Source organism: Paenibacillus sp. FSL K6-2393, assembly GCF_038002545.1.
GTDB lineage: Bacteria > Bacillota > Bacilli > Paenibacillales > Paenibacillaceae > Paenibacillus.
In genome coordinates, this window is the sequence record NZ_JBBOCU010000001.1 from 4,892,009 (window position 1) to 4,912,529 (window position 20,521).

Below are 20,521 nucleotides of genomic sequence, written 5' to 3' on the forward strand. Positions count from 1 at the left end.
CTTATACAGCATTAACCAAACATTATATTGTAATTAAACAAACTATATACAAAAGAAGTTTCTTTACGTATAATACTAAAAAAATAGTGCTTTAGACACCTAATCTAAAGACCTATAATTATCACATTTCCGGTTTTTTCGACAAATACATATACCCCATAGAGAGGAATAACAAACATGAAAAAGCGTAAGACCTTTAAGATTTTTTATAAGATCGGATTAGGATATTTACTCGTACTGGTTGTACTGGCTGGTTGCATCCTGCTGATTCAGAACAGTACAAGTCAGCTCCAACGGGAACTGGATTTTCTGGTCGAACACGATATGAGGGTACACGCCCTCACCTATGAACTCGAAAGAAACATGGTAGATATGGAAACAGGTCAACGCGGTTACATCATCACGGGTCAGGACAATTATCTCGATCCCTACACCCAAGGAAAAGAGCAACTTATTACACTAAGAGATGAACTTGCTGCTTTAATTTTGGATAATCCGGCTCAACTTGCACTTTTGGAAGACATACATACTAATATGGAGAACTGGGTCCAAGTCGCTGGTGAACCTATGGTCGCCCTTCGCCAAGCCAATAATACGCAGGCCATTCGAGATTTTTTCGCAGATGATCCAGGTAAAAGAGACATGGACCAGATTCGGACTGCTCTCGATACGTTTCGAACCAACGAGCATACGTTAACCGATAACCGTACAGAAGCACTGAAGCAAAAAAACACACTACTGAACCTGGAACTGTATGGCGCACTTATCGTTGTGGCCATTATCTCGTTCATTACTGCATTGGTCCTGTCACGTGCCATTGTTAGAAACATTCGTACCGTAAAGCAGGCATTAAATGACATCGGTTCTTCCAATGGTGACCTGACACTGAGAATCGCTACACCAATGAAAGACGAAACTCGTGAACTCGCGGAGGCAGCCAATACAATGCTCACTGGTTTGCAGCAAATGATGCTGGACGTTCAGAGCAATGCCATGATTCTGAGCACAGCTTCGGATCGATTGGATAAAGGGGTTGCCGATAGCCATCTTGCAGGAAAAGAAGTTGCCACTGCCATGGAACGCGTCGCTGAAGGCGCTGATGAACAGGTTGCTCTTACGCAAACCATGGTAGCTGCGATGCAGCAATCCCTAAATGGCCTTAATCGTGTCGCCTCCTCGGCAAGTGACGTGGCAGGCCGTGCAGTTCGTACCGAATCCATTGCCGTGGATGGGCAACAGCGCATTGATAATGCTGTAGGTAAAATGAGTTCCATTGAGCAATCCTTCCTCTCTGTACAGGGAGCCATTAATGAAATTTCGAAGATGTCTGATCAAGTGATCAACATTGCAGATTCAATGTCGGGTATTGCAAGACAAACCAATCTGCTTGCACTTAACGCCGGAATTGAAGCTGCCCGCGCTGGGGAAAATGGACGCGGCTTCGCTGTCGTTGCCGCGGAAATCCGTAATCTTGCAGACCAAAGTGCAACATCAGCCAAAGAGATTACAAGTATATTGGAAACCGTGGTAACAGGTGTTCAAAGTACGGTGCAGGTGGTTGATGAGAGCACGCTACATGTGAATGAAGGATTGCGGACCATTGAGGATGCAGGTAATGCTTTTTCAACCATTACTCAGCATATTCATAACCTTAGTGGTGAAATTATGGAGGTATCTGCTGTTGTCGAAGAGTTAACTTCCGGTAGTGAGGCTGTGATGAAGTCCATCAATGAAGTATCGGCTGTTGTGGAGGATACTGCATCAGCCACGGAAGAAGTATCTGCGATGACGGAGGAACAGCTTGCTTCTCTGCAGGAAATGTCTGACACGTCCAAGCAGTTGAATGAAATGTCCGATGCACTTGATCAGCTGGTTAAGCGATTCAAGCTGGCTTGAACTGAATCAACATACCGATAGAATGTCTATATAGCTCTATCATGAGCATATATCAAAGGAAAGAAGCATCGCAGACAGACTCACCCGAGCCTCTGCGATGCTTCTTTGTGTTAAGGAGAGCTGAATCAGGAAAAGGTGCACCGGGCACCTCATATGAAAAAACCTAAGCACTCCTTTTCTTATCTCGATTGTTCCGTGTTCCGTAGCGCTTCAAGTATCAATTGTGCCTGATACCCATCGTTAAAATCATATATCTTAGCTGGTTTGCCTTGTATACGGGCAATGACATGTTTAAGAACCGGCAATTCACTGGCGGATTCAAGCACTTCTACTCGAGACAGTGGCTGTCCCACCATACCCGTCTTCAATTCCTCCCAATTTTCCAGAGCAATTGTGCCTTTTGTACCGTACACCACCATGGATACACGTTCTTCCCCCGCAAATTGAGAGATGCCGTTTAGCTGAATTCGAGTCCCGTCTTCCAATTCCATTGCAGCCTGCACTTCGAGTTCACAGTCTCCATTCTCAGGATATTGAACCTGAGTGCTCACTACCCGGATGGCACCAAACACCTTTTGAATCATATGAATCCAGTGAATTCCCACTTCAAGAATAAATCCACCCTGTTCCCGGCTCGTAATCCATGCATTCTGTTGCCATAATCGTGGCCACTGCGGGAATTGCAGAATCAGATCTATTTTGCGAACGGCCCCCACAGTACCCTGCTTAATCATCTCTTGCAACTTCAGCACGGAAGGTTCGTGCGGCATCGAGAAATGGATGGCATGAACAACGCCCGCCTGCTCCGCTGCATCCAGCATCTTTTTGGCTTCTTCTACACTATTGGCAAGCGGTTTCTCGCAGAATACATGAATTTTGCGCTCCAGCGCTTCCATGACAACCGGATAATGAAATTTCGGCGGAACTGCAATATACAACAGATCAATCTGATGTTCATTCATCAATTGCTTGTAATCCGTATACGTCCTAACTCCCCGATGAGAAGCTGCAAAAGACGCCAAACCGTCCTCATTCGCATCACACACCGCTACAATCTCAATCTTTGTATCCATCTTCGTATTCTCGATTAGATGAACCATATGTAATCCCATTTTACCCAGCCCAATCAGAGCCATCTTGATGACTGTCATTCCATCCCCTCCCAATTCCTTTCCAGTATAGCAGAAAGCAAAGAATTGCGAATGCGATGCGTTGATACGAAAAAAATAAACCTCTAGCTTTCAAGTCGCTATTATAGGCTGAAATTCATCATTGTTAGTCATATTTTTACATTATTTGTAATTAAGTATCGATTGGGTAATTCGTTGCAGGGATATATAACCAATTATTTTTACTTTATCCAGCAACACTTAAAGCGTTACCAACTTAAGAATCAGGAATTTAGACTCACAAAAACAGGTTGACAAAAAACCACAAAAAAAGATACTCTTCCTAATAACAATGAATATTTCCTCTTACAACCTTAGACAGTAACTTGCATTCAACAAATGGAATATGCGTATGGTTCTAATAACCTATTTCATGAAGCGAGGTGTCCCGCATGAGAACAGTTGCGGACTATTTGGCAGAAACTCTGCGTAATCTAGGCGTTACTCATGTCTTTGGTATTATTGGTAAATCCATCTGTCCTGCTGTACTGAAAATGGTGGATTACGGATTAGAGTTCATTCCAGGCCGTCATGAATCCAGCTCAGGTTTTGCCGCATCCGGTTATGCATTACAGACGGGTAAACTCGGCGTTGCCTTTGCCACATCCGGTCCAGGCGGAACCAATCTGCTTACTGCAGCAGCCCATGCAAAGGCCAACAATCTGCCGGTACTGTTTATTACGGGCCATCAATCCATTCAGGAACTGGGGCTACCCCAGTGCCAGGATTCCTCTTCCTATCTGGCTGATCTGGCTGAGATGTTCAGGCCTGCTACGCTATTCAGCAAACTGGTTGAGCGTGGAGATCACTTCGGCACACTGCTGAATCATGCCCTTTCCATTGCACTCGGCCCTAATAAAGGCCCTGTTCACCTCTGTATTCCTTTTGACGTACAGACCGAGTTGTTATCCCAATGCCGGATTGTCATTCCCGAACCGGAACCTCTTCTTAGCGTATCTAATCTGAATCGCATTCTTCCTCTCATTGAGCAATCCAACCGTCCCTTAATTATTGCTGGTAAAGGTGTAAGTCGCGCCAGAGCCCATGATGAATTGCTTCATTTGGCCGAATCGTTCAACATTCCCGTCATTACTACTCCTGGTGGAAAAGGAGCGATTGCGTGGGACCATCCCCTATACCATGGACCTTGTGGTGTTGGAGGTTTCCCGCATGCAGACGACATCCTGAACCAAAGTGACCTTTATATCGTACTCGGTTCACGTCTAAGTGATATGACCCTCTGCAATCTGAAGCCTGAACATCATCCGGTACACCTCATCCAATTTGACGCTGATCCTACGTTTGTAGGCAAGATTCTGAGCGCTCAAACCTTACATATCACCGGTGATTTGAAGGACAACCTGCAATATTTGCTGGGCACATTAGAAGACCTCCCTACTCCTGAGAGAACCACGACACCCATGGATTACACTGTCCCATTACCAGATCTGCCCCGCCTGTCTCTGGCTTCTGTGCTGGACGGGATGAGCGAACTTCTTCCTTACGATCATAAGCTGTTTGTTGATGATGGCAGCCATGGATTTCATGCGGTCCAGCGATATAAAGTCAAAAAACCAGGCAGCTTTGTGTTTGACGCGTACTTTGCCTGCATGGGTAACGCCATTGGTATGGCGATAGGTGCAAAGGCCGCTTCACCTGAAGAGACCGTTGTATGTATCACCGGGGATGGATGTTTCATGATGCTGGGGACGGAGATCAATACCGCGGTATGCAACAATCTGAATGTCATCTTCATTGTCGTTAATAACAAACAACTGGACATGGCACTCAAAGGAATGGAAAAAACAACAGGCAGAATTGATGGCACATTATATGAAGTTCCTTTGGATGCAGCCAAATTCGCCGAATCTCTCGGTGCGGTTGCGTTTCGAGCAGAAACCCTTGCTGAATTCTCATCTGCGCTGAACACAGCCCAGACGTTAAATCAGGTAACTGTTATTGAGCTTCTGACCGATCGAGATGAAATCCCACCCACGGCTCACCGCACCGTAACTTTAAATTAGGAGGAGTAGATCATGAGTGAACATGTAGCTCAGGGACTAGACCGTTTCGCAAAACTTTCTGGTGAGTACGGCGCAAGAGCCCTTGCACCCATCAAAGAACATTTTCCCGAATTGTCGGAATTTATTATGGGGACGGCATACGGGGATATTTTTCAGCGCACCACGATTACGGATCAATGGAAGGAAGTTGCTATCATCTCTTCGTTGATCACCCAAGGACAGTATGAACAATTAGGGGTACATTACACGATGGCTCTGAGCGTGGGAGTGACGGTGGATCAGCTCAAGGGAATATTGCTACATCTGGCACCCTGTGTGGGTGCTCCACGCATCATTAGTGCATTCAATATTTTGCTTGCTACCTTGGAAGAAATACAGTAATTCACTTTTCTACATTTTTATACATGATTCGACTTTTTTATTGATCTTTTTACATTCCTACCTTTATAATATGGTTAAATTATCCTTCGAACCAGCTCTCATCTTAGAAGCTTTCAACAGAGGTCCTATGGGGCTGTGTATCCATTAGCAGGATAGCCTTAACTCATTTAAAGGAGAGAGATCAAACATGGGAAATTTCATTCTTAAGACTGACGTTCCGAACAAGGTGTTAAACATTGAACTGGAGGGTTCTTTCTCTCAAGAAGACGGTTTGCGTTCCATCTCGGCATATCAGGATACGATCGCTCCTCTTAACACCAAGGAGTATGACCTGAACATCGATTGCAAAAAGTTGAATGTTACTGCTCCGGAGATTGTTCCTCTTCTGGAAGGCTGCCTTCAAATGTTCAAAAAAGATGAATATAAAAAAGTCGTGTTGACCCTCGAGAACAACGCGATTCTAAAAATGCAATTGTCCCGGCTCGGCCGGTCAGTCGGTCTGGACAATCTCGAAATCATATCTACCGTTACCACTTAATAAACCAGGCGGACAAGCTGTGAATTCAACCTTCCGCTCAAAAGGAGAATGAAGATGGCCGGAATTCGTATTGTAGATATCGATATCTATCATCCTGCAACCAAGGTGCACAATGATTTTTATATTGAACATTTTGACGCAAGAGGTGTAGATATTCGCGGATTGTTACAGGCACTTGGTCGTGATACACGTTATAAAATTGACAACGATGACGAAAACTCACTAAGCATGGCCTTTGAGGCAGCCAGTAACCTACTGGAGAAAACCGGACTCACCGGTGCAGATATTGATCTGATTGCTTATGCAAGCCAAACGCCGGAATACATCTTTCCTACGAATTCCTTGATGATTCATCGCCTGATTAACGGAGCTTCTCACACGATCTGTATTGACAGTAACGCGAACTGTGCAGGCATGACCGCTGCTTTCGAACAGGTTAGCCGGCAGATGCTGGGCAATCCTCGAATTCGCCGGGCATTAATCATCGGCTCGGATTACGTAGCTCCTCACGCCAGTCCCGATGATCCCGTATACTTCGCCAATTTCGGTGATGCAGCAGCGGCGGTTATTGTAGAGCGGGATGAACATGCTGTCGGTTTCATTGATTCCATCTATCAGACGGATACCTGTGTGTATGGTAATTCTCTTTTTCCTGCAGAAGGCTTGGCGAAATTGGGCAAAACAGGTGTGGATGCAGGTGCCTTTCATGTGAAATTCATCCCATTTGATGATTCGATCTGTGTGGACGCCGCTTCGGAGTCCATTCGTACCTTGCTGACACGCAACGAGATTGGACCAGACGAGATCAGAGCCGCCTGCTTCTCTCAGCTATCCATTAGTAACATTCGGGCTGTATCCGAGAACATCGGCATTGGTGACGATATTGCCGTCTATATCGGAGATGAGTTCGGATATACCTCAACCAGCAGTCCGTTCATCGCATTACATCGAGCGATTACAACTGGTCAGATTCAGCGTGGTGACAAAGTGTTGTTCTGGACCGTTGGAGCTGGATGGCAAAATGTTGCCATGGTGGTTGAATATTAGGCCATAATTCACCAAAATAATAACCAGGACGATCCCTTTTATTTTAAATTCAAAAAGGATCGTCTTTTTATTTGAAAGCAACCCTCAATACACCACGTACACTGCTTCGGGCTTTATTAACTCATAGCAATTAACTCAAAGCAAAAAGCAGCCCTATCGTACTGCCAGACTTCTGCTTTTATACCAAACGTTCAGAAAATCTTCTTTGTCTCCCGATCGTCTTTCAGGATCTCTACAGCCTCCCGGAAGCGCAAGGAATGAACGATCTCGCGTTCCCTTAGAAACTTCAGACTATCCTGCAGATCCACGTCATCGGTCAGGTCGATCAACCATTGATATGTAGCCCGAGCTTTCTCTTCTGCTGCAATGTCCTCGTACAGATCCGCAATTGGATCACCCTTTGCAGCAATGTAGGCAGCTGTAAAGGGTACACCGGAGGAATTGGTATAAAACAAGGCAGAATCGCGTTGAGCATAGTTCGGCCCAAGTCCCGCTTCTTCCAGTTGATCCACTGATGCGTCCTTGGTCAACTTGTAGATCATGGTGGCAATCATCTCCAGATGAGAAAATTCCTCTGTAGCAATATCCGTCAGCAGACCGATAATCTTGTCTGGAATTGTATAACGCTGATTCAGATATCGAAGGGCAGCGGCCAACTCCCCATCTGCACCGCCATATTGTTCCATCAGCAATTTCGCCATACGAGGATCACATTTACTAACCCTTACGGGATATTGCAGTTTTTTCTCATACACCCACATGTAAGACGCCTCCCTCTACGTTATCAAAATACAGCTCTTCTTCTAACCCTCGGGCTTCCTGTCCCTAAAGTCCTGCAAGGAAGCCTGAGGCTGATGTGTCACACTTGCCATGGCCAGGGCGTCTGAGACCATTCCCACGGATACTTGGAGAAGGCATGACCAAAGTTCATCAGGGGTCCATACAATTGTTGAAACTCCTGCGCCACCCGCGTACGTTCTTGCGTGAATTTGTTATATTGCTCTATGCTTTGATAATCCCCAGGATGGGTGTCCAGGTACAGATTCAACTCCACTAATACAAAATCCAGAGCCTGAAGCTCCTCCAGCAGCTCATAGTATTGGGTATCGCACGCTTTTGCTCCTTCAGGTTCCATCCACATCCACCTTCCTTCCCTTCGATCTTGCTGGTGTATAAGGGCTGTATAATGCAGGCCATAACGTCCCCACTCTTAATGCTTCTGCCGGACTGTACTGTGGCCAGCCCATAGGCTGAAATGGAATAAATAATTGCGGAGGTACCAGATACGTCCGAATCTCTACTGGCGGACAAGGATCAAACGGCCCCACAAAAGGGGCGTAAGCACGAAGTTGCGGATCTTTCACAGAACAACGCCTCCTATAATACATCATTGGTGCAACTGAATATTACTGAGGTCCTTCCAGTTTCCCGTCTATATAACCATATGACGCTGTCCCCAAAGTTAATCCGAAATTCGTTTCAACTATGTGCAGAATTTCTCCAAATTCTTCTTTAAAATAAAAAAAGACCTTCGGTTCGTTCCCCTTTCAGGTAACTTCCAAAGGTCTTATATCCTGGCAGATTTTCATAATCTGCGTCATTTCATACTTTTGCTCGTCTTATCTTGCTCCTGCAACGAGTTCTATTCTGCTGGATTTTCTTCCGAATTCATGTCTTGAGGAACAGATTGCTTGTACACTCGAACCCGAGTAATTCGCAAACGAGTGGACTCTTCCACTTCAAAGACGTATCCATTCAGCTCCCGAGTTTTGCCCTTGGCTGGAGTACCTCCAAGCTCTTTAAACAACCATCCGCCAATGGTATCCACTTCTTCATCCTCAATGATGGCTCCGGTCCACTTATGAACTTCTTCAATAAGCGAACGACCATCAATGGAAAAGGAATCTCCACTGCGTTCCATATGCGGACGCTCATCCTCAAACTCGTCATACAAGTCTCCAACGATCTCTTCCAGAATTTCTTCCGCAGTCAGCAATCCAGCTGTGCCGCCATATTCATCCACAACCAGCGTCATCTGAGAATGTTTCTTCTGCATGAGACGCAGCACATGGCTGATTTCCATGGATTCAGGAACGTTTAAGATTGGACGAACAAGTGAAGCCAGATCATGTTGTTGCTCCGGTTTAGCCAGCAACAGATCGGTGATGTGTATAAATCCAATGATCTCATCCTTGTCTTCTACTGCTACGGGATACCGGGAATGTTTGGTTGCATTAATGATCTCCAGGTTCTCTTCCAAAGACATATGCGTGTACAGACAATCCATGTCTGTACGTGGCAACATCACTTCACGTGCCAGCATATCAGAGAAATCAAAGATGTTGTCCATCAGTTTGATCTCATCTTTATCGATGACACCACTTTTGGCACTCTGCTTCATCAAAATTCGAAGTTCATCTTCCGAGTGAGCTTCTCCTTCACTGGCAGGTTCGATACCCGCCAGACGCAGCAATGCATTAGCCGATACATTCAGTACCCAGATGAACGGGAAGAAGATTTTGTAGAACAACAGCAAGGGCGCAGATAAAAACAATGCCACTCCGTCTGTTTTTTGAATTGCCAACGATTTAGGCGCAAGCTCACCCAGCACAATATGCAGAAACGTAATGATACAGAAACCGATTATGACCGACACGGTCGAAATAAGCCCTGTATCTCCTACACCGAGCTTAAACATGAGAGGCTCAACGAGCAATTCAGAGATGGCTGGTTCTCCCAGCCACCCGAGTCCAAGCGATGTCAATGTAATCCCGAACTGAGTTGCCGATAGATAGGAATCCAGTTTACTATTCACCTTCAGTGCATAACCAGCCAAACGGTTTCCTTCACTCTGCAATTGAGTTAAGCGCGTTTGCCTTACTTTAACAAGGGAAAATTCCGCTGCGACAAATACGCCATTCAAAAATACGAGCAAAAAGACACAGACCAGATTAAATACCAGCTGTCCAAGATGAAATTCGGTATGAATATCCAAGTTGAAACTCCCCTTTTCTATCTATTTCAGGAATACACCTGGAATATCAACGTGTGATTGCCTTTCTCGATTTGAAATCCACACCCTTGTAATACATATCTGCCACTAGCAGGTTTGGTCCGCAACAGGATGCAATATCGCAATGGCAATTGACCGTTTGATTCAACGGATGTTCAGCTGACCATTCATGGAACACATCATCCAGTTTACGATCACGAATGTTGCCAAATGCCGGGATGTCTGCAAAATCCGTCACATACACATTACCCGTGAACATGTTGACATTAACGCGGTTGCGTCCGTCCGGATCGTTACGTACCGTCACATTGGGTTCGCTGTATAAACGGTTGATCAGTTCCCGATCCTGCTCTGCTGCACTGCACGCGAAGAATGGCAGGGTACCGAAGAGCATCCACATATCCTTGTCACGCACATCAAGCAAACGATGAATGGCTGCTCTCATATGGTCCAGTGATAACACAGGCAACGACGAAGCAAAGTTCGAATTATACATCGGATGCACTTCATGACGGACACAGCCCATCTCACGAATTAATTGGTGAATACCATCCAGCTTGTCGTGCGTACGGAAGTTAATCATCGATTCCGCAGAGATAAACATGCCTGCCTCACTCAGTTTGCGTGAATTTTCAATCATTTTCTCATACATCTTTACCGCTACTTCACGTTTCACAGGTCTGCCACTATTCGCAAATCCAACTTGATGGAAATCGTCAGCATTCAGATAGTTGAATGAGATATGCATAACATCCAGATAAGGTAAAAGTTGCTCATACCGGCTGATATCCAGCGTTAAATTCGAATTGATCTGGGAACGAATTCCACGTTCCTTGGCATATTTGAGCAGCGGGATAATCATCTCATCCACTGTTTTCTGGCTAAAGCTTGGCTCGCCACCCGTCAGACTAATCGTCTGCAGATGCTCCACTTCATCCAATCGTTTCAGCATCAGAGGGAGCGGAAGAGCCGGCGCCTCACGCATCGTAAGCATATCTCCCACGGCACAATGCTCACACCTCATATTGCATAGATGTGTCACGGTCATTTCTACACTGGTCAGCACATGGCGTCCATATGTACGCAGAGAGCCGATCGGATCCCACGGATCATTCGTTGGCGATAAAGGCATCGGTTGTACCGATCCTGAGTTTAGCATGGTCATTGTTCTTCACCTTATTCCTTTTATTAACCTAAAAAGTTTTATTTACATCATACCTTGTGTTTCTCTTTTTGGAGTTATCTTTTATCATAGCACAATTTTGAATGCTCCGGCATACGCAGACCCTGTCCATTACATGACAAAAAACGCTCAGGCAACTCTGGACCGAATTACGAAACGGCCCGGATATTACGACATGAGCGCTAATCAACTTTCAATTAGTTCAGCTTTCCACCTGTTCACTTTGAGCCGCTGAAAGTGTATCCTCCACACCCTCTACACCTGTGATCATCACAGACAGAGCTGTCAGCAGGTTAATTTCATAAGGCGAAGATAAAGTCTGACCGTCCGCATCTTTTAGAACACGGATAAGCGGACGTTGAGGAACACGTGAATGAATTGATGCAACTACCCCGACCTCTCCCGTACTGAGCTTGACTGAAATACCTACTGGGTATATCGCGACACAATCCCTGAACTTTTCCAGCATCCGTTGTTCATAGAGGGTTCCTGAACCTGTATACAACACCTCTACTGCCTGATGTGGCAGCAAGGCTTGCTTGTACACCCGATTCGTTGTCATGGCATCATACGAATCAGCAAGCGCAATCCATTTGGCATATTCATGAATTTCCTTGTCTTTCAAACCAAAAGGGTATCCACTGCCATCAATTCGTTCATGGTGCTGCAATGCACAATGCGCGGATAGAAGCGGTATACCTGGTTCATCTTTGAGAATACGGTGTCCATATGTAGTGTGCTGCTGAATGATTTTGAATTCCTCGTCACTCAATCTGGAGGGTTTATGCAAAATTTCTGGTGCAATCTGTGTTTTGCCGATATCATGCAACAAAGCGCCCAGACCAATCTCCATTAATTGCTGGCGTGTGTAACCCGAAGCGACACCAAGAACCAGCGTGTACACACATACATTCAGAGAATGGTTATACAGGTCAAAATCGCTGGAGTTCATGTCCATCAGCATAATCATGGCTTCCTTCTGACTGCCGATGTCTTCCAGAATCGCATTCATCACACCACTAAGCGCTTTACCGAAATGAGGAATCTGATTTTTGGTTTTCAGCCCTGACATACTCTGAAATTGCTGTTTGATCTCGACCAGTGCCTTCCTCCTGGTCTCTTCCTGCAACATTTCAGGAACGATGATGTCCTCTGTCGCAGCATCTTTAATATACACATAACCGACTCCGAGATCCTTAAGGCGTCCAATCAATCGACTGGTTAGCTCTACATCCTCACTAAGTAATACAAGGCCTTCTTCACTATAAATACGTTTCCCCAGCTTCATGCCAGGCTGCAATAAGTTTATATGTACTAAACGCACAGCCTATCCTCTCCCGCTCCGTAGATGTAATTACCACTAGCCGCCGCTTCAGCAGAAGGCAAGTACTTTAAATTTAGCTTTGATGCCAGCGGGCTCGCAGGCTGTCGTCCAGAGCCCCTGGTCGTTTTATTTCCGTTTCCAGCAAATCGCGTATGAATTCCGGAAGATGATAGAGCGTACGGGTTCCATGAGCAAGAGGAGGATACCCCACATTGAACGTAAACATGTCCAGTGTCCCAACGATATACTCACATTGTTCGTCCATAGGCTCACCATTAATGGATATGGTCTGGATCTTCTCATAGGCTGGCGCATGTGGATTGTATTGAACTTCCATTCCGTCCATACATAACGTGCCTAGTATATGACCACGAAAACCAAATCCCACAATGGGCTTACCTGAAAACTCGTCCAACAAGGACTGCTCAAGTGCTTCACGAATATGACTTCCACTCAAGCATATTGTACAAGCATTTATAGGAGATGGACATAGGGAATGCAACATTCCTTTTGTAATATTACCTTGTGGAAGATCTCCCAGAAGCTGACCTGCATTCACCAGCGACAGCTGTGCTCCCGTGAAATGACGAACAGCTTGTGCAAGCAAGGTTGCAAACGGGGATTCCCGGTCATACGCGATGGGCAGCACCCGATCCGTTATCACTGCCGTCTGATTGAGTGTCCTTTCGGCTTCCGTACGATTCGTAGCGATTGCCAGCGCGACCTGATCATCCAGTAATATACTCTTGGCAGCCATACAACCGCTACTTACCAGTTGGAGAGGTTTTCCCACACTTGTTCGTTCCAGAACCACTTTCCCAAGCCATTGGCCAAATTTCCCAGCTGCACCCAGCACGGTCTGACCAATCACTAATGGTTCTTCGAGAACATGATGGGTATGTCCACCGAGAATAACATCAATTCCAGTAATCTGCTCCGCCAGTCTCCGATCTGTCGAAAGTCCCAGATGTGAAAGAACAACCACCACATCCACTTCATCACGTAATGCTTCCACTTGAGTTCTTAGTGACTCCACAGGGTCCAGAACATCCCACCCAAGCAGTTCGTAAAACGTGGTAAAAGGGGCAGTTGCCCCCAGCAGACCAACGCGAAATGGACCTTTCTCCACAATCAGAGAAGGTTTCATCCACACTGGTGGAAGTCCAGTATCTTGCTCCACAACATTGCCGCATACCACAGGACACAGAAGTCCAGCGTAGGACTGCGAGAGCTGATCTGGCGTAAAGGTTAGTCCTTCGTTGTTACCGATTGTAATGGCATCGTAGCCCGTCAGGTTAATAACATCAACATTAGCCGTACCCAGTGTTCCTTCTGTTTCAACGGCCATCCGGTCCATATGATCGCCGATATCCAATACAAGGAAGTTGCCACCTTGGTCACGTTCCTCATTGATCATAGCGGCGATGGTGCTCATGGAGCCGAAGTGGCTATGGATGTCATTGGTGTGTAGAATCGTTAACGTTTGCTTCTCCCTGGTGCTCATCACACCGCCTCCCCTGCTCTTCAATAAACGTTCATTCTTCTAATGGATAAGCATAACATTTTCCGCGTCGTTATGATATATTTAAAGGGTTTAGAGATCAAAAAGAGGTGAGTCATATCTATGAAATTGACAATTCAACTATTTGCAGGCATTGCAGAACGTTTAAATACATCCCTCCTGGAGTTTGAGTACATTGGAGACCTTCCAACCGCTGCCAATTTAAAAGAAAAACTGAGTCTGGCCTACCCAGAGGCAGCTTCTCAGATAAGGACATCCTTTTTGGCAGTTAACCAGCAGTACGCTCCTGCCGATACTATACTTAGCTCAGAAGATGAACTTGCGTTGATCCCTCCCGTCTCTGGAGGCGATGGTACGGATATATCCGATGAGAAGCATCGCTCTACCGTTCCAGAGCATCGGACTGAAGATGGCTTATTTCTGATTACAGAGTCCACCTTGTCCGTGGAAGCAACAACGGCGCTAGTGATTACCCCGAATCACGGGGCAGCTCTTACTTTTGTAGGTACGACTCGTGAAATGACTGGTGAACAACGCACCGTTCATCTTGAATACGAGGCCTATGTGCCGATGGCTCTTTCTCAGATGGCAGCCATTGGTGTGGAAATCTCCGATCGCTGGCCTGGTGTGTTATGTGCAATCAGTCACCGAATTGGAAAAGTGGATGTGGCAGAGATTAGTGTAGTCATTGCCGTTTCCTCGCCTCATCGCAACGACTGTTATGATGCAAGCCGTTACGCCATAGAGAGACTCAAACAGACCGTTCCGATCTGGAAAAAGGAAATTTGGGAAGATGGATCTGAATGGAAGGGACATCAATTAGGACCATGGAACCCCATGGAGAACTAAATAATGAGCCTTTACACCTTTTAGACAGAGTGGGTTAATAGTAAATAAGTCGTTGTCAACCCATTTTTTTCTTGTTATTATAATTATATGTGTCGATATTAGTCGAGAAAAGGTGGTTTATACGTGAGAGTGCATGTTACTGATCTTAAACCGGGTGACCTGTTAAAAAATGATGTATACAACAGTTCGGGTCTCCACATGCTGATGAAAGGTTCCACCCTCAGTGAAGATGACCTATCCAAACTGTTGCAACATGGAATCGAGTACGCAGATGTAGAACACACAACATCCGACCTACACTCTGATGCACAAACCTTACCTTCCGATCAAACCCGTCTGTTAACTAACTTGTTTAACGATACGATCAAAGGTACTGAATCTCTATTTCAACAAGCGATGGAGAAGGGTTTTATTGATGAGACACAGGTCGATGAGATTTTGTTTACCCTAACAGAACAGTTGGAAAAACAAAAAGATGTTGTCTCCTTGTTGCTTATGCTGGACGGGGATAGCGATTATACGTACAACCATTCATTGCAAGTCGGAATGCTCGCTTTTTATATCGCCGGCTGGATGGGTTACAACCCCGAGGAATGTCTAACGGTAGCCAAAGCAGGATATCTTCATGATATCGGCAAGTCCAAGATTCCTTCTGAAATGTTACATAAACCTGGTAAATTGACCACGGAAGAATTTGACGAAATGAAGAAACACACATTCTATGGGTACGATATCATTAAAGAATCCACTCAGGATGAAATTCTGGCAACGGTTGCACTTCAGCATCATGAGCGCGAGGATGGAAGTGGTTATCCTCATGGACTGCGAGGAGACGAGATCCACCCATATGCCCGTATAACTGCTGTAGCAGACGTTTACAGCGCCATGACGACGAATCGGGTGTACCAGACCAAACAGGAACTGATCTCTGTTCTATGTGAACTGTACAGCCTCAGCTTTGGTCAGTTAAATGCTGAAGCAACGCAGGAACTGATCAAGCACATGCTGCCTAATTTTATCGGTAAAAGGGTTCTGCTCACCACGGGTCAGACGGGACTCATTGTCATGAATAATCCTGCGGATTATTTCCGACCACTCGTTCAGACCTCTACGGCCTTTATCGATTTAGCGAAAGAAAGAGATATTGCTATCGTTGAGATCTATGTACAGTAACTGTTCATTGTACACAGCATGTATACAAAGAACTCCATAGTAACTGAAATAGCCAACTCATAGGTCGGCATATGACAAAAGGGAAGCCGTAATCGGCTTCCCTTTTGTCTATTCCGATTCGATCATGTTGGAATTACACGCAGAATGCTTTTGTGATAATAACCAACAGAATGAACAGTACCAAGATTGCACCAGTGTTTGTGAACATATTGTATCCACCAACGCCGCCTACTCCGCCTACGTTGCCACCACAGCCATATCCTACTTCGCTCATGTGATTGCCTCCTCTTCATCAGGTATACCCTAACATATGACGTTTCCGTTGGAATGAACCGGGCGAACAGGCAACATTCGATAAATGGTTGTCTGTCTGCATCTACCTGAGTGGATCAGCCTTTTGCTACTCCCTGTTCTTTGCAGAGATCTATATGTCGGAATCCGAATGAACCTGAATGCCTTTTTCCTTGCGGTGCATAATAACAAGTAATCTCCAAAATTCATAACTGCCTTTGTCGTTCATAATAAACGGTCGATAATAATCAAACGCTTGCTGCGCCCATGCGGGACAATCCATATTGGAAAGTTGCTCCTGTTGCTGAATCCATCCCCCTTGAATCTCCAGCGTTTTCTGCATGGCTTCAAACATTTTCTTCTGCTCAGTGGTCATCGGCGGAGCCTCCTGTTCCTGGGATGCAGTTCCGTATTCGGCCTGTAGATACGCACCCGGTTCCGTCACACCATCTTCGCTGGCTGTATACCCGTAAGATGGTGCACTTGTTTTACGAATCTCATAATGTACGTGCGGGCCAGTACTCTGACCCGTGCTTCCCTGATTACCGATAAGCTGCCCTCGCTTCACACGCTGCCCAACGGTTACGGCAATCCGCGAAAGGTGAGCATAACAATGCAAGTAGCCACGATGATCTTGAAGGGCAACTGTAAGCCCGTAACCGCCGAATCCGGAGCCTGTAACTCCTTCGGAAGCAAAACGTACCCTACCTTCCATAAAGGCATAGACGGGGCCATTCCAGGGCTCTGTCACGAGATCAATTCCGCGGTGAAATGTCTGTCCACCATGAATAGGATGAATTCGATAGCCGAATGAACTTGTAATCCGATAGCCCTCGAAAGGGTTTACACTCATACACTCACATCCTTTTCTATCATTAAATGCTTAAATCTACGAAATGGCTTGTGCTATTGGTCTTATTTTATTCCACAAAAATACCACTCAGAATAGCATTGGGAAAACCTTGTGGTCTTTCCAACGTATATTCCAAGCGGCGCGCTATGTTTCTATGATTACTCTATCAGTTACATATACTATGTTTTTAGTTCAACCACTACACACTCCTAATTCAGAGGTCTGTATATGACCCCTAACTGATCGAGTTCCTGTCCTGCTCTTCCATAAAATCCGGCTATATACCACCCTGCTGGTGCCTCAAGTTTAATTTGATCCGATGTCTTTTGTCCGCCTTCAATCTTATTTCCAAGATTGGTCGACAACTCCACGTAAAAGATTCGTTTATCTCCATTACGTGTCCCCTGACCAATTGTTGCCTGAGTTAAGTACTCTCCGTCTGCCAAGGTAAGTGTGGCATTGTTGGATTGACCACCATGTGCCAGGTTCGTTCCATCCCTGTACAACGTTGAAATGCCGTCTACACGGTTGCCCGAGTTAAGCACCACTGAGCTAGGTCTGGACTCCGGAATATGATTTAGATCATTAAACCCAGTTCCTCCAGACCCTCCGATTGTTGAACTTAGTTGGTACTGAGAAGATGTGCTGTACACAAATTCCGCTGTACTCGGATAATGATCGGAGAGTTGCTTCCCACTCGGGTCAACAAATGTTTGATTTTCCAAACGATAACTCTGTGCATTAAGGGACAACGCTTTACTTCCGCGATACAAAATTTTGTCGACAATTTCATAGTTCGGGCCATGTATATTGGTTGCATCCATAAGAGCATCCCCATCAGGGGGAATACTTCCACCTCGAATCAAATCGATCCACGGATCTCTTAAACCATTCTCAGACATGAGCAACTCTATATTGTCAGCCGCACGAGTGTACCGTGTATTGGTATCCCCAAATACGATAACCGCGTTCCCGTCCGAGTGCTCCTTGATGTAATTGGAGAGTTGTCTGATATTATCTCGTCTGGCCTCAAGCGATTTATCATCGCTACCTGCGTCCGCATGCAAGTTGTACATGTCCACTTTCACCTGAGGTGTGATCTCATATGTAGCTGCTGTAAATCCTTTTGGAGTCAATTCATCACTTCCATTGTCAAAAAGACCGGATCGCTTATCCCAGGTTACACGCTTCAAGTCACGGAATGGATATTTGGACAGACTGTTCAACCCACTACCAAAACCCGCAATTCCGCTTGTTGTCGTCAAATACGGCAGAGTGACTTGGGATATCAGCTCATTATGATAATTAAAATCCTCTTGCACATTAATGATGTCATAGTCATTTAATTTTGGGGATATCTGAACGGTGTACTCCTTGGGGTTGGAACTGGATACCAGATCCGGAAGACCACCTACATTGTAACTAAGTACGTTGAATGAACCGGATACCGTACCACCTTCTGCTGCACTGGCCGAGGATAAAAATAAAGGAGAGCTCGTAAAGACAACAACAGCAGACAATACCAAGGCTGCTCCTTTTTTAATTATACTTCTTCGCATTATATACCTCCTCATATTTGAATCAATTCAAATATATGTAATATTCGTCAATGGAAGAATAACGCTGGTCTATTCATTTGTAAATATACAAATTGAACTAAAGAATATTTTCACTTGCCACTCCGATTACAGAACAACCTTCTGAACGCTGTTATCCCCAGATTTTTTGAATAAAAATACCCCCTAGAGAGACTTTTCAAAAGTCTGCTCTAGAGGGTATTCGATCACATGAAACTATATCTACTGCTTAACATCAGCAGCTAAGTTTAGCTTTACGGCTTCGAAAGGCGCTGCATTGGATTAACCAATGGAGCCCTCCATTTCGAATTTGATCAATCTATTCATCTCAACGGCGTATTCCATTGGCAATTCCTTCGTGAATGGCTCAATGAAGCCCATGATAATCATCTGTGTTGCTTCTGCATCAGTCAGACCACGGCTCATCAGGTAGAAGAGCTGATCCTCAGACACTTTGGATACTGTAGCTTCATGCTCCAGCATGATGTTATCATTCATGATTTCATTGTAAGGAATTGTATCCGATGTGGACTCATTATCGAGAATGAGTGTATCACACTTGATGTTGGATTTCGCGCCCTCAGCTTGACGGCCAAAGGAAGCCAAACCACGGTACGTTACTTTACCACCATGTTTACTGATGGACTTGGATACAATCGTAGATGTTGTATCCGGAGCCAAGTGGATCATTTTCGCACCTGCATCCTGATGCTGGTTTTTACCAGCTACAGCGATGGAGAGTACGGAACCTTTAGCTCCACGGCCTTTCAGTACAACCGCTGGATATTTCATTGTCAGTTTGGAACCGATGTTACCATCGACCCATTCCATTGTTGCATTTTCTTCTGCAACCGCACGTTTCGTAACGAGGTTGTAGATGTTTGGTGCCCAGTTTTGAATCGTTGTGTAACGAACACGGGCATTTTTCTTACAAATGATCTCAACGACCGCACTATGCAGTGAGTTCGTGCTGTAGATTGGAGCTGTACAGCCCTCTACATAGTGAACGAAGCTATCTTCGTCGGCGATGATGAGTGTACGCTCGAATTGTCCCATATTCTCGGAGTTAATCCGGAAGTAGGCTTGCAGAGGCACTTCACATTTAACGCCCTTAGGTACGTAGATAAAGCTTCCTCCGGACCATACCGCGCTATTCAATGCAGCAAATTTGTTATCTGCTGGAGGAATAACTGTTGCAAAATATTCACGCAGGATTTCCGGATGCTCTCTGAGAGCCGTATCCGTATCCATGAAGATTACACCTTGGTCTTCCAATTCCTTTTGCATGTTGTGGTATACAACCTCGGACTCATACTGAGCCGATACACCTGCAAGGAACTTTTGCTCTGCTTCAGGGATCCCCAATTTATCAAAGGTTTCCTTGATTTCAGAAGGAACCTCTTCCCATGTTTTACCTTGTTTTTCAGAAGCACGCACATAATACTGAATATCGTTGAAATCCAATCCGTCGAGATCTCCGCCCCATTTCGGCATTGGCATCTTCTCGAATTGTTTCAAGGATTTCAGACGGAATTCCAACATCCATTCCGGTTCATTCTTAATCTTGGAAATCTCGGTAACCACTTCTGCAGTCAGACCTTTACCGGTTTGAAAGATGGATTTGTGCTCGTCGCGAAAACCATATTTGTACTCTTCCATTTCTGGTGCTTTTTTAGCCATC

At 45.3% G+C, this 20,521-nt stretch carries 19 protein-coding genes; 7 read left to right on the plus strand and 12 right to left on the minus strand.

The genetic code is table 11. The features are described from left to right. Nucleotides 1-177: 177 nt before the first annotated feature. Nucleotides 178-1,896 carry a methyl-accepting chemotaxis protein gene (locus MHI14_RS21525; RefSeq protein WP_249911223.1) on the plus strand — a complete coding sequence of 573 codons (1,719 nt, stop codon included), beginning with the start codon at nt 178-180 and terminating at the stop codon, nt 1,894-1,896. Between the two features lie 179 nt (nt 1,897-2,075). Here MHI14_RS21525 and MHI14_RS21530 read toward each other — a convergent pair whose 3' ends face one another. Further along, nucleotides 2,076-3,047, minus strand: a complete 972-nt coding sequence (locus MHI14_RS21530; protein ID WP_341131171.1) for a Gfo/Idh/MocA family protein — start codon at nt 3,045-3,047, stop codon at nt 2,076-2,078. Nucleotides 3,048-3,457: 410 nt separating this feature from the next. Here MHI14_RS21530 and MHI14_RS21535 point away from each other — a divergent pair, with 410 nt between their 5' ends. From MHI14_RS21535 to MHI14_RS21550, 4 genes are all read left to right on the plus strand, one after another. Then, a complete protein-coding gene (locus tag MHI14_RS21535) occupies nt 3,458-5,089 on the plus strand; it encodes a thiamine pyrophosphate-binding protein (protein WP_341131172.1) in 1,632 nt (543 codons plus the stop codon). 12 nt (nt 5,090-5,101) lie between these two features. Then, a complete protein-coding gene (locus tag MHI14_RS21540; protein WP_091032589.1) occupies nt 5,102-5,470 on the plus strand; it encodes a carboxymuconolactone decarboxylase family protein in 369 nt (122 codons plus the stop codon). 187 nt (nt 5,471-5,657) lie between these two features. Next, the gene (locus MHI14_RS21545; protein WP_091032592.1) at nt 5,658-6,008 is read left to right on the plus strand and encodes a hypothetical protein; all 351 of its coding nucleotides are present in this window, start codon (nt 5,658-5,660) and stop codon (nt 6,006-6,008) included. 48 nt (nt 6,009-6,056) lie between these two features. Beyond that, on the plus strand, nt 6,057-7,055 hold the full coding sequence (locus tag MHI14_RS21550; RefSeq protein ID WP_341131173.1) for a 3-oxoacyl-[acyl-carrier-protein] synthase III C-terminal domain-containing protein: 999 nt from the start codon (nt 6,057-6,059) through the stop codon (nt 7,053-7,055). Between the two features lie 191 nt (nt 7,056-7,246). On the opposite strand, the gene MHI14_RS21555 is transcribed toward MHI14_RS21550, so the two are convergent. The 7 genes from MHI14_RS21555 to MHI14_RS21585 form a co-directional block, all read right to left on the minus strand. Continuing rightward, entirely contained in the window at nt 7,247-7,816 is a 570-nt protein-coding gene (locus MHI14_RS21555; protein WP_036669914.1) for a manganese catalase family protein, read from the minus strand. Nucleotides 7,817-7,914: 98 nt separating this feature from the next. Continuing rightward, nucleotides 7,915-8,190: a spore coat protein CotJB gene (locus MHI14_RS21560; RefSeq protein ID WP_036669913.1), complete on the minus strand. Its 276-nt coding sequence runs from the start codon at nt 8,188-8,190 to the stop codon at nt 7,915-7,917. Continuing rightward, a complete protein-coding gene (locus MHI14_RS21565; RefSeq protein WP_017689526.1) occupies nt 8,180-8,419 on the minus strand; it encodes a spore coat associated protein CotJA in 240 nt (79 codons plus the stop codon). Before MHI14_RS21565 ends, MHI14_RS21560 begins: the two co-directional genes overlap by 11 nt. 278 nt (nt 8,420-8,697) lie before the next feature. Further along, nucleotides 8,698-10,050, minus strand: a complete 1,353-nt coding sequence (locus tag MHI14_RS21570; RefSeq protein WP_091032598.1) for a hemolysin family protein — start codon at nt 10,048-10,050, stop codon at nt 8,698-8,700. 46 nt (nt 10,051-10,096) lie between these two features. Further along, nucleotides 10,097-11,233, minus strand: a complete 1,137-nt coding sequence (gene yfkAB, locus MHI14_RS21575; protein WP_091032604.1) for a radical SAM/CxCxxxxC motif protein YfkAB — start codon at nt 11,231-11,233, stop codon at nt 10,097-10,099. Between the two features lie 220 nt (nt 11,234-11,453). Continuing rightward, nucleotides 11,454-12,575: an HD-GYP domain-containing protein gene (locus MHI14_RS21580; RefSeq protein WP_091032607.1), complete on the minus strand. Its 1,122-nt coding sequence runs from the start codon at nt 12,573-12,575 to the stop codon at nt 11,454-11,456. A 73-nt stretch (nt 12,576-12,648) separates the two neighbouring features. Beyond that, nucleotides 12,649-14,079 (minus strand): bifunctional metallophosphatase/5'-nucleotidase, encoded by a 1,431-nt coding sequence (locus tag MHI14_RS21585; RefSeq protein WP_341131174.1) that lies wholly within the window; start codon nt 14,077-14,079, stop codon nt 12,649-12,651. A gap of 120 nt (nt 14,080-14,199) precedes the next feature. Between MHI14_RS21585 and MHI14_RS21590 the strand changes: the two genes are divergently transcribed. Beyond that, nucleotides 14,200-14,946: a molybdenum cofactor biosynthesis protein gene (locus MHI14_RS21590; RefSeq protein ID WP_091032613.1), complete on the plus strand. Its 747-nt coding sequence runs from the start codon at nt 14,200-14,202 to the stop codon at nt 14,944-14,946. Nucleotides 14,947-15,069: 123 nt separating this feature from the next. Then, on the plus strand, nt 15,070-16,119 hold the full coding sequence (locus tag MHI14_RS21595) for an HD-GYP domain-containing protein (protein ID WP_091032616.1): 1,050 nt from the start codon (nt 15,070-15,072) through the stop codon (nt 16,117-16,119). Between the two features lie 133 nt (nt 16,120-16,252). On the opposite strand, the gene MHI14_RS21600 is transcribed toward MHI14_RS21595, so the two are convergent. The 4 genes from MHI14_RS21600 to sufB all read right to left on the minus strand — a co-directional run bounded on the left by MHI14_RS21600 (nt 16,253) and on the right by sufB (nt 20,520). Then, nucleotides 16,253-16,393: a hypothetical protein gene (locus MHI14_RS21600; protein WP_017689533.1), complete on the minus strand. Its 141-nt coding sequence runs from the start codon at nt 16,391-16,393 to the stop codon at nt 16,253-16,255. A gap of 150 nt (nt 16,394-16,543) precedes the next feature. Further along, entirely contained in the window at nt 16,544-17,263 is a 720-nt protein-coding gene (locus MHI14_RS21605; RefSeq protein ID WP_091032619.1) for a M23 family metallopeptidase, read from the minus strand. Between the two features lie 209 nt (nt 17,264-17,472). Beyond that, nucleotides 17,473-18,822, minus strand: a complete 1,350-nt coding sequence (locus MHI14_RS21610) for a jacalin-like lectin (RefSeq protein ID WP_341131175.1) — start codon at nt 18,820-18,822, stop codon at nt 17,473-17,475. A 300-nt stretch (nt 18,823-19,122) separates the two neighbouring features. After that, nucleotides 19,123-20,520 carry a Fe-S cluster assembly protein SufB gene (sufB, locus tag MHI14_RS21615; protein WP_091032622.1) on the minus strand — a complete coding sequence of 466 codons (1,398 nt, stop codon included), beginning with the start codon at nt 20,518-20,520 and terminating at the stop codon, nt 19,123-19,125. Between the last annotated feature and the right edge of the window lies 1 nt (nt 20,521).

Coding starts and splice junctions, on each gene's coding strand:
- MHI14_RS21585 (WP_341131174.1), bottom strand. CDS start 14,079: ATGAGCACCAGGGAGAAGCAAACGTTAACGATTCTACACACCAATGAC.
- MHI14_RS21540 (WP_091032589.1), top strand. CDS start 5,102: ATGAGTGAACATGTAGCTCAGGGACTAGACCGTTTCGCAAAACTTTCT.
- MHI14_RS21545 (WP_091032592.1), top strand. CDS start 5,658: ATGGGAAATTTCATTCTTAAGACTGACGTTCCGAACAAGGTGTTAAAC.
- MHI14_RS21555 (WP_036669914.1), bottom strand. CDS start 7,816: ATGTGGGTGTATGAGAAAAAACTGCAATATCCCGTAAGGGTTAGTAAA.
- MHI14_RS21605 (WP_091032619.1), bottom strand. CDS start 17,263: ATGAGTGTAAACCCTTTCGAGGGCTATCGGATTACAAGTTCATTCGGC.
- MHI14_RS21590 (WP_091032613.1), top strand. CDS start 14,200: ATGAAATTGACAATTCAACTATTTGCAGGCATTGCAGAACGTTTAAAT.
- yfkAB (WP_091032604.1), bottom strand. CDS start 11,233: ATGACCATGCTAAACTCAGGATCGGTACAACCGATGCCTTTATCGCCA.
- MHI14_RS21560 (WP_036669913.1), bottom strand. CDS start 8,190: ATGGAACCTGAAGGAGCAAAAGCGTGCGATACCCAATACTATGAGCTG.
- MHI14_RS21535 (WP_341131172.1), top strand. CDS start 3,458: ATGAGAACAGTTGCGGACTATTTGGCAGAAACTCTGCGTAATCTAGGC.
- MHI14_RS21530 (WP_341131171.1), bottom strand. CDS start 3,047: ATGACAGTCATCAAGATGGCTCTGATTGGGCTGGGTAAAATGGGATTA.
- MHI14_RS21550 (WP_341131173.1), top strand. CDS start 6,057: ATGAAGATGGCCGGAATTCGTATTGTAGATATCGATATCTATCATCCT.
- sufB (WP_091032622.1), bottom strand. CDS start 20,520: ATGGCTAAAAAAGCACCAGAAATGGAAGAGTACAAATATGGTTTTCGC.
- MHI14_RS21525 (WP_249911223.1), top strand. CDS start 178: ATGAAAAAGCGTAAGACCTTTAAGATTTTTTATAAGATCGGATTAGGA.
- MHI14_RS21610 (WP_341131175.1), bottom strand. CDS start 18,822: ATGCGAAGAAGTATAATTAAAAAAGGAGCAGCCTTGGTATTGTCTGCT.
- MHI14_RS21600 (WP_017689533.1), bottom strand. CDS start 16,393: ATGAGCGAAGTAGGATATGGCTGTGGTGGCAACGTAGGCGGAGTAGGC.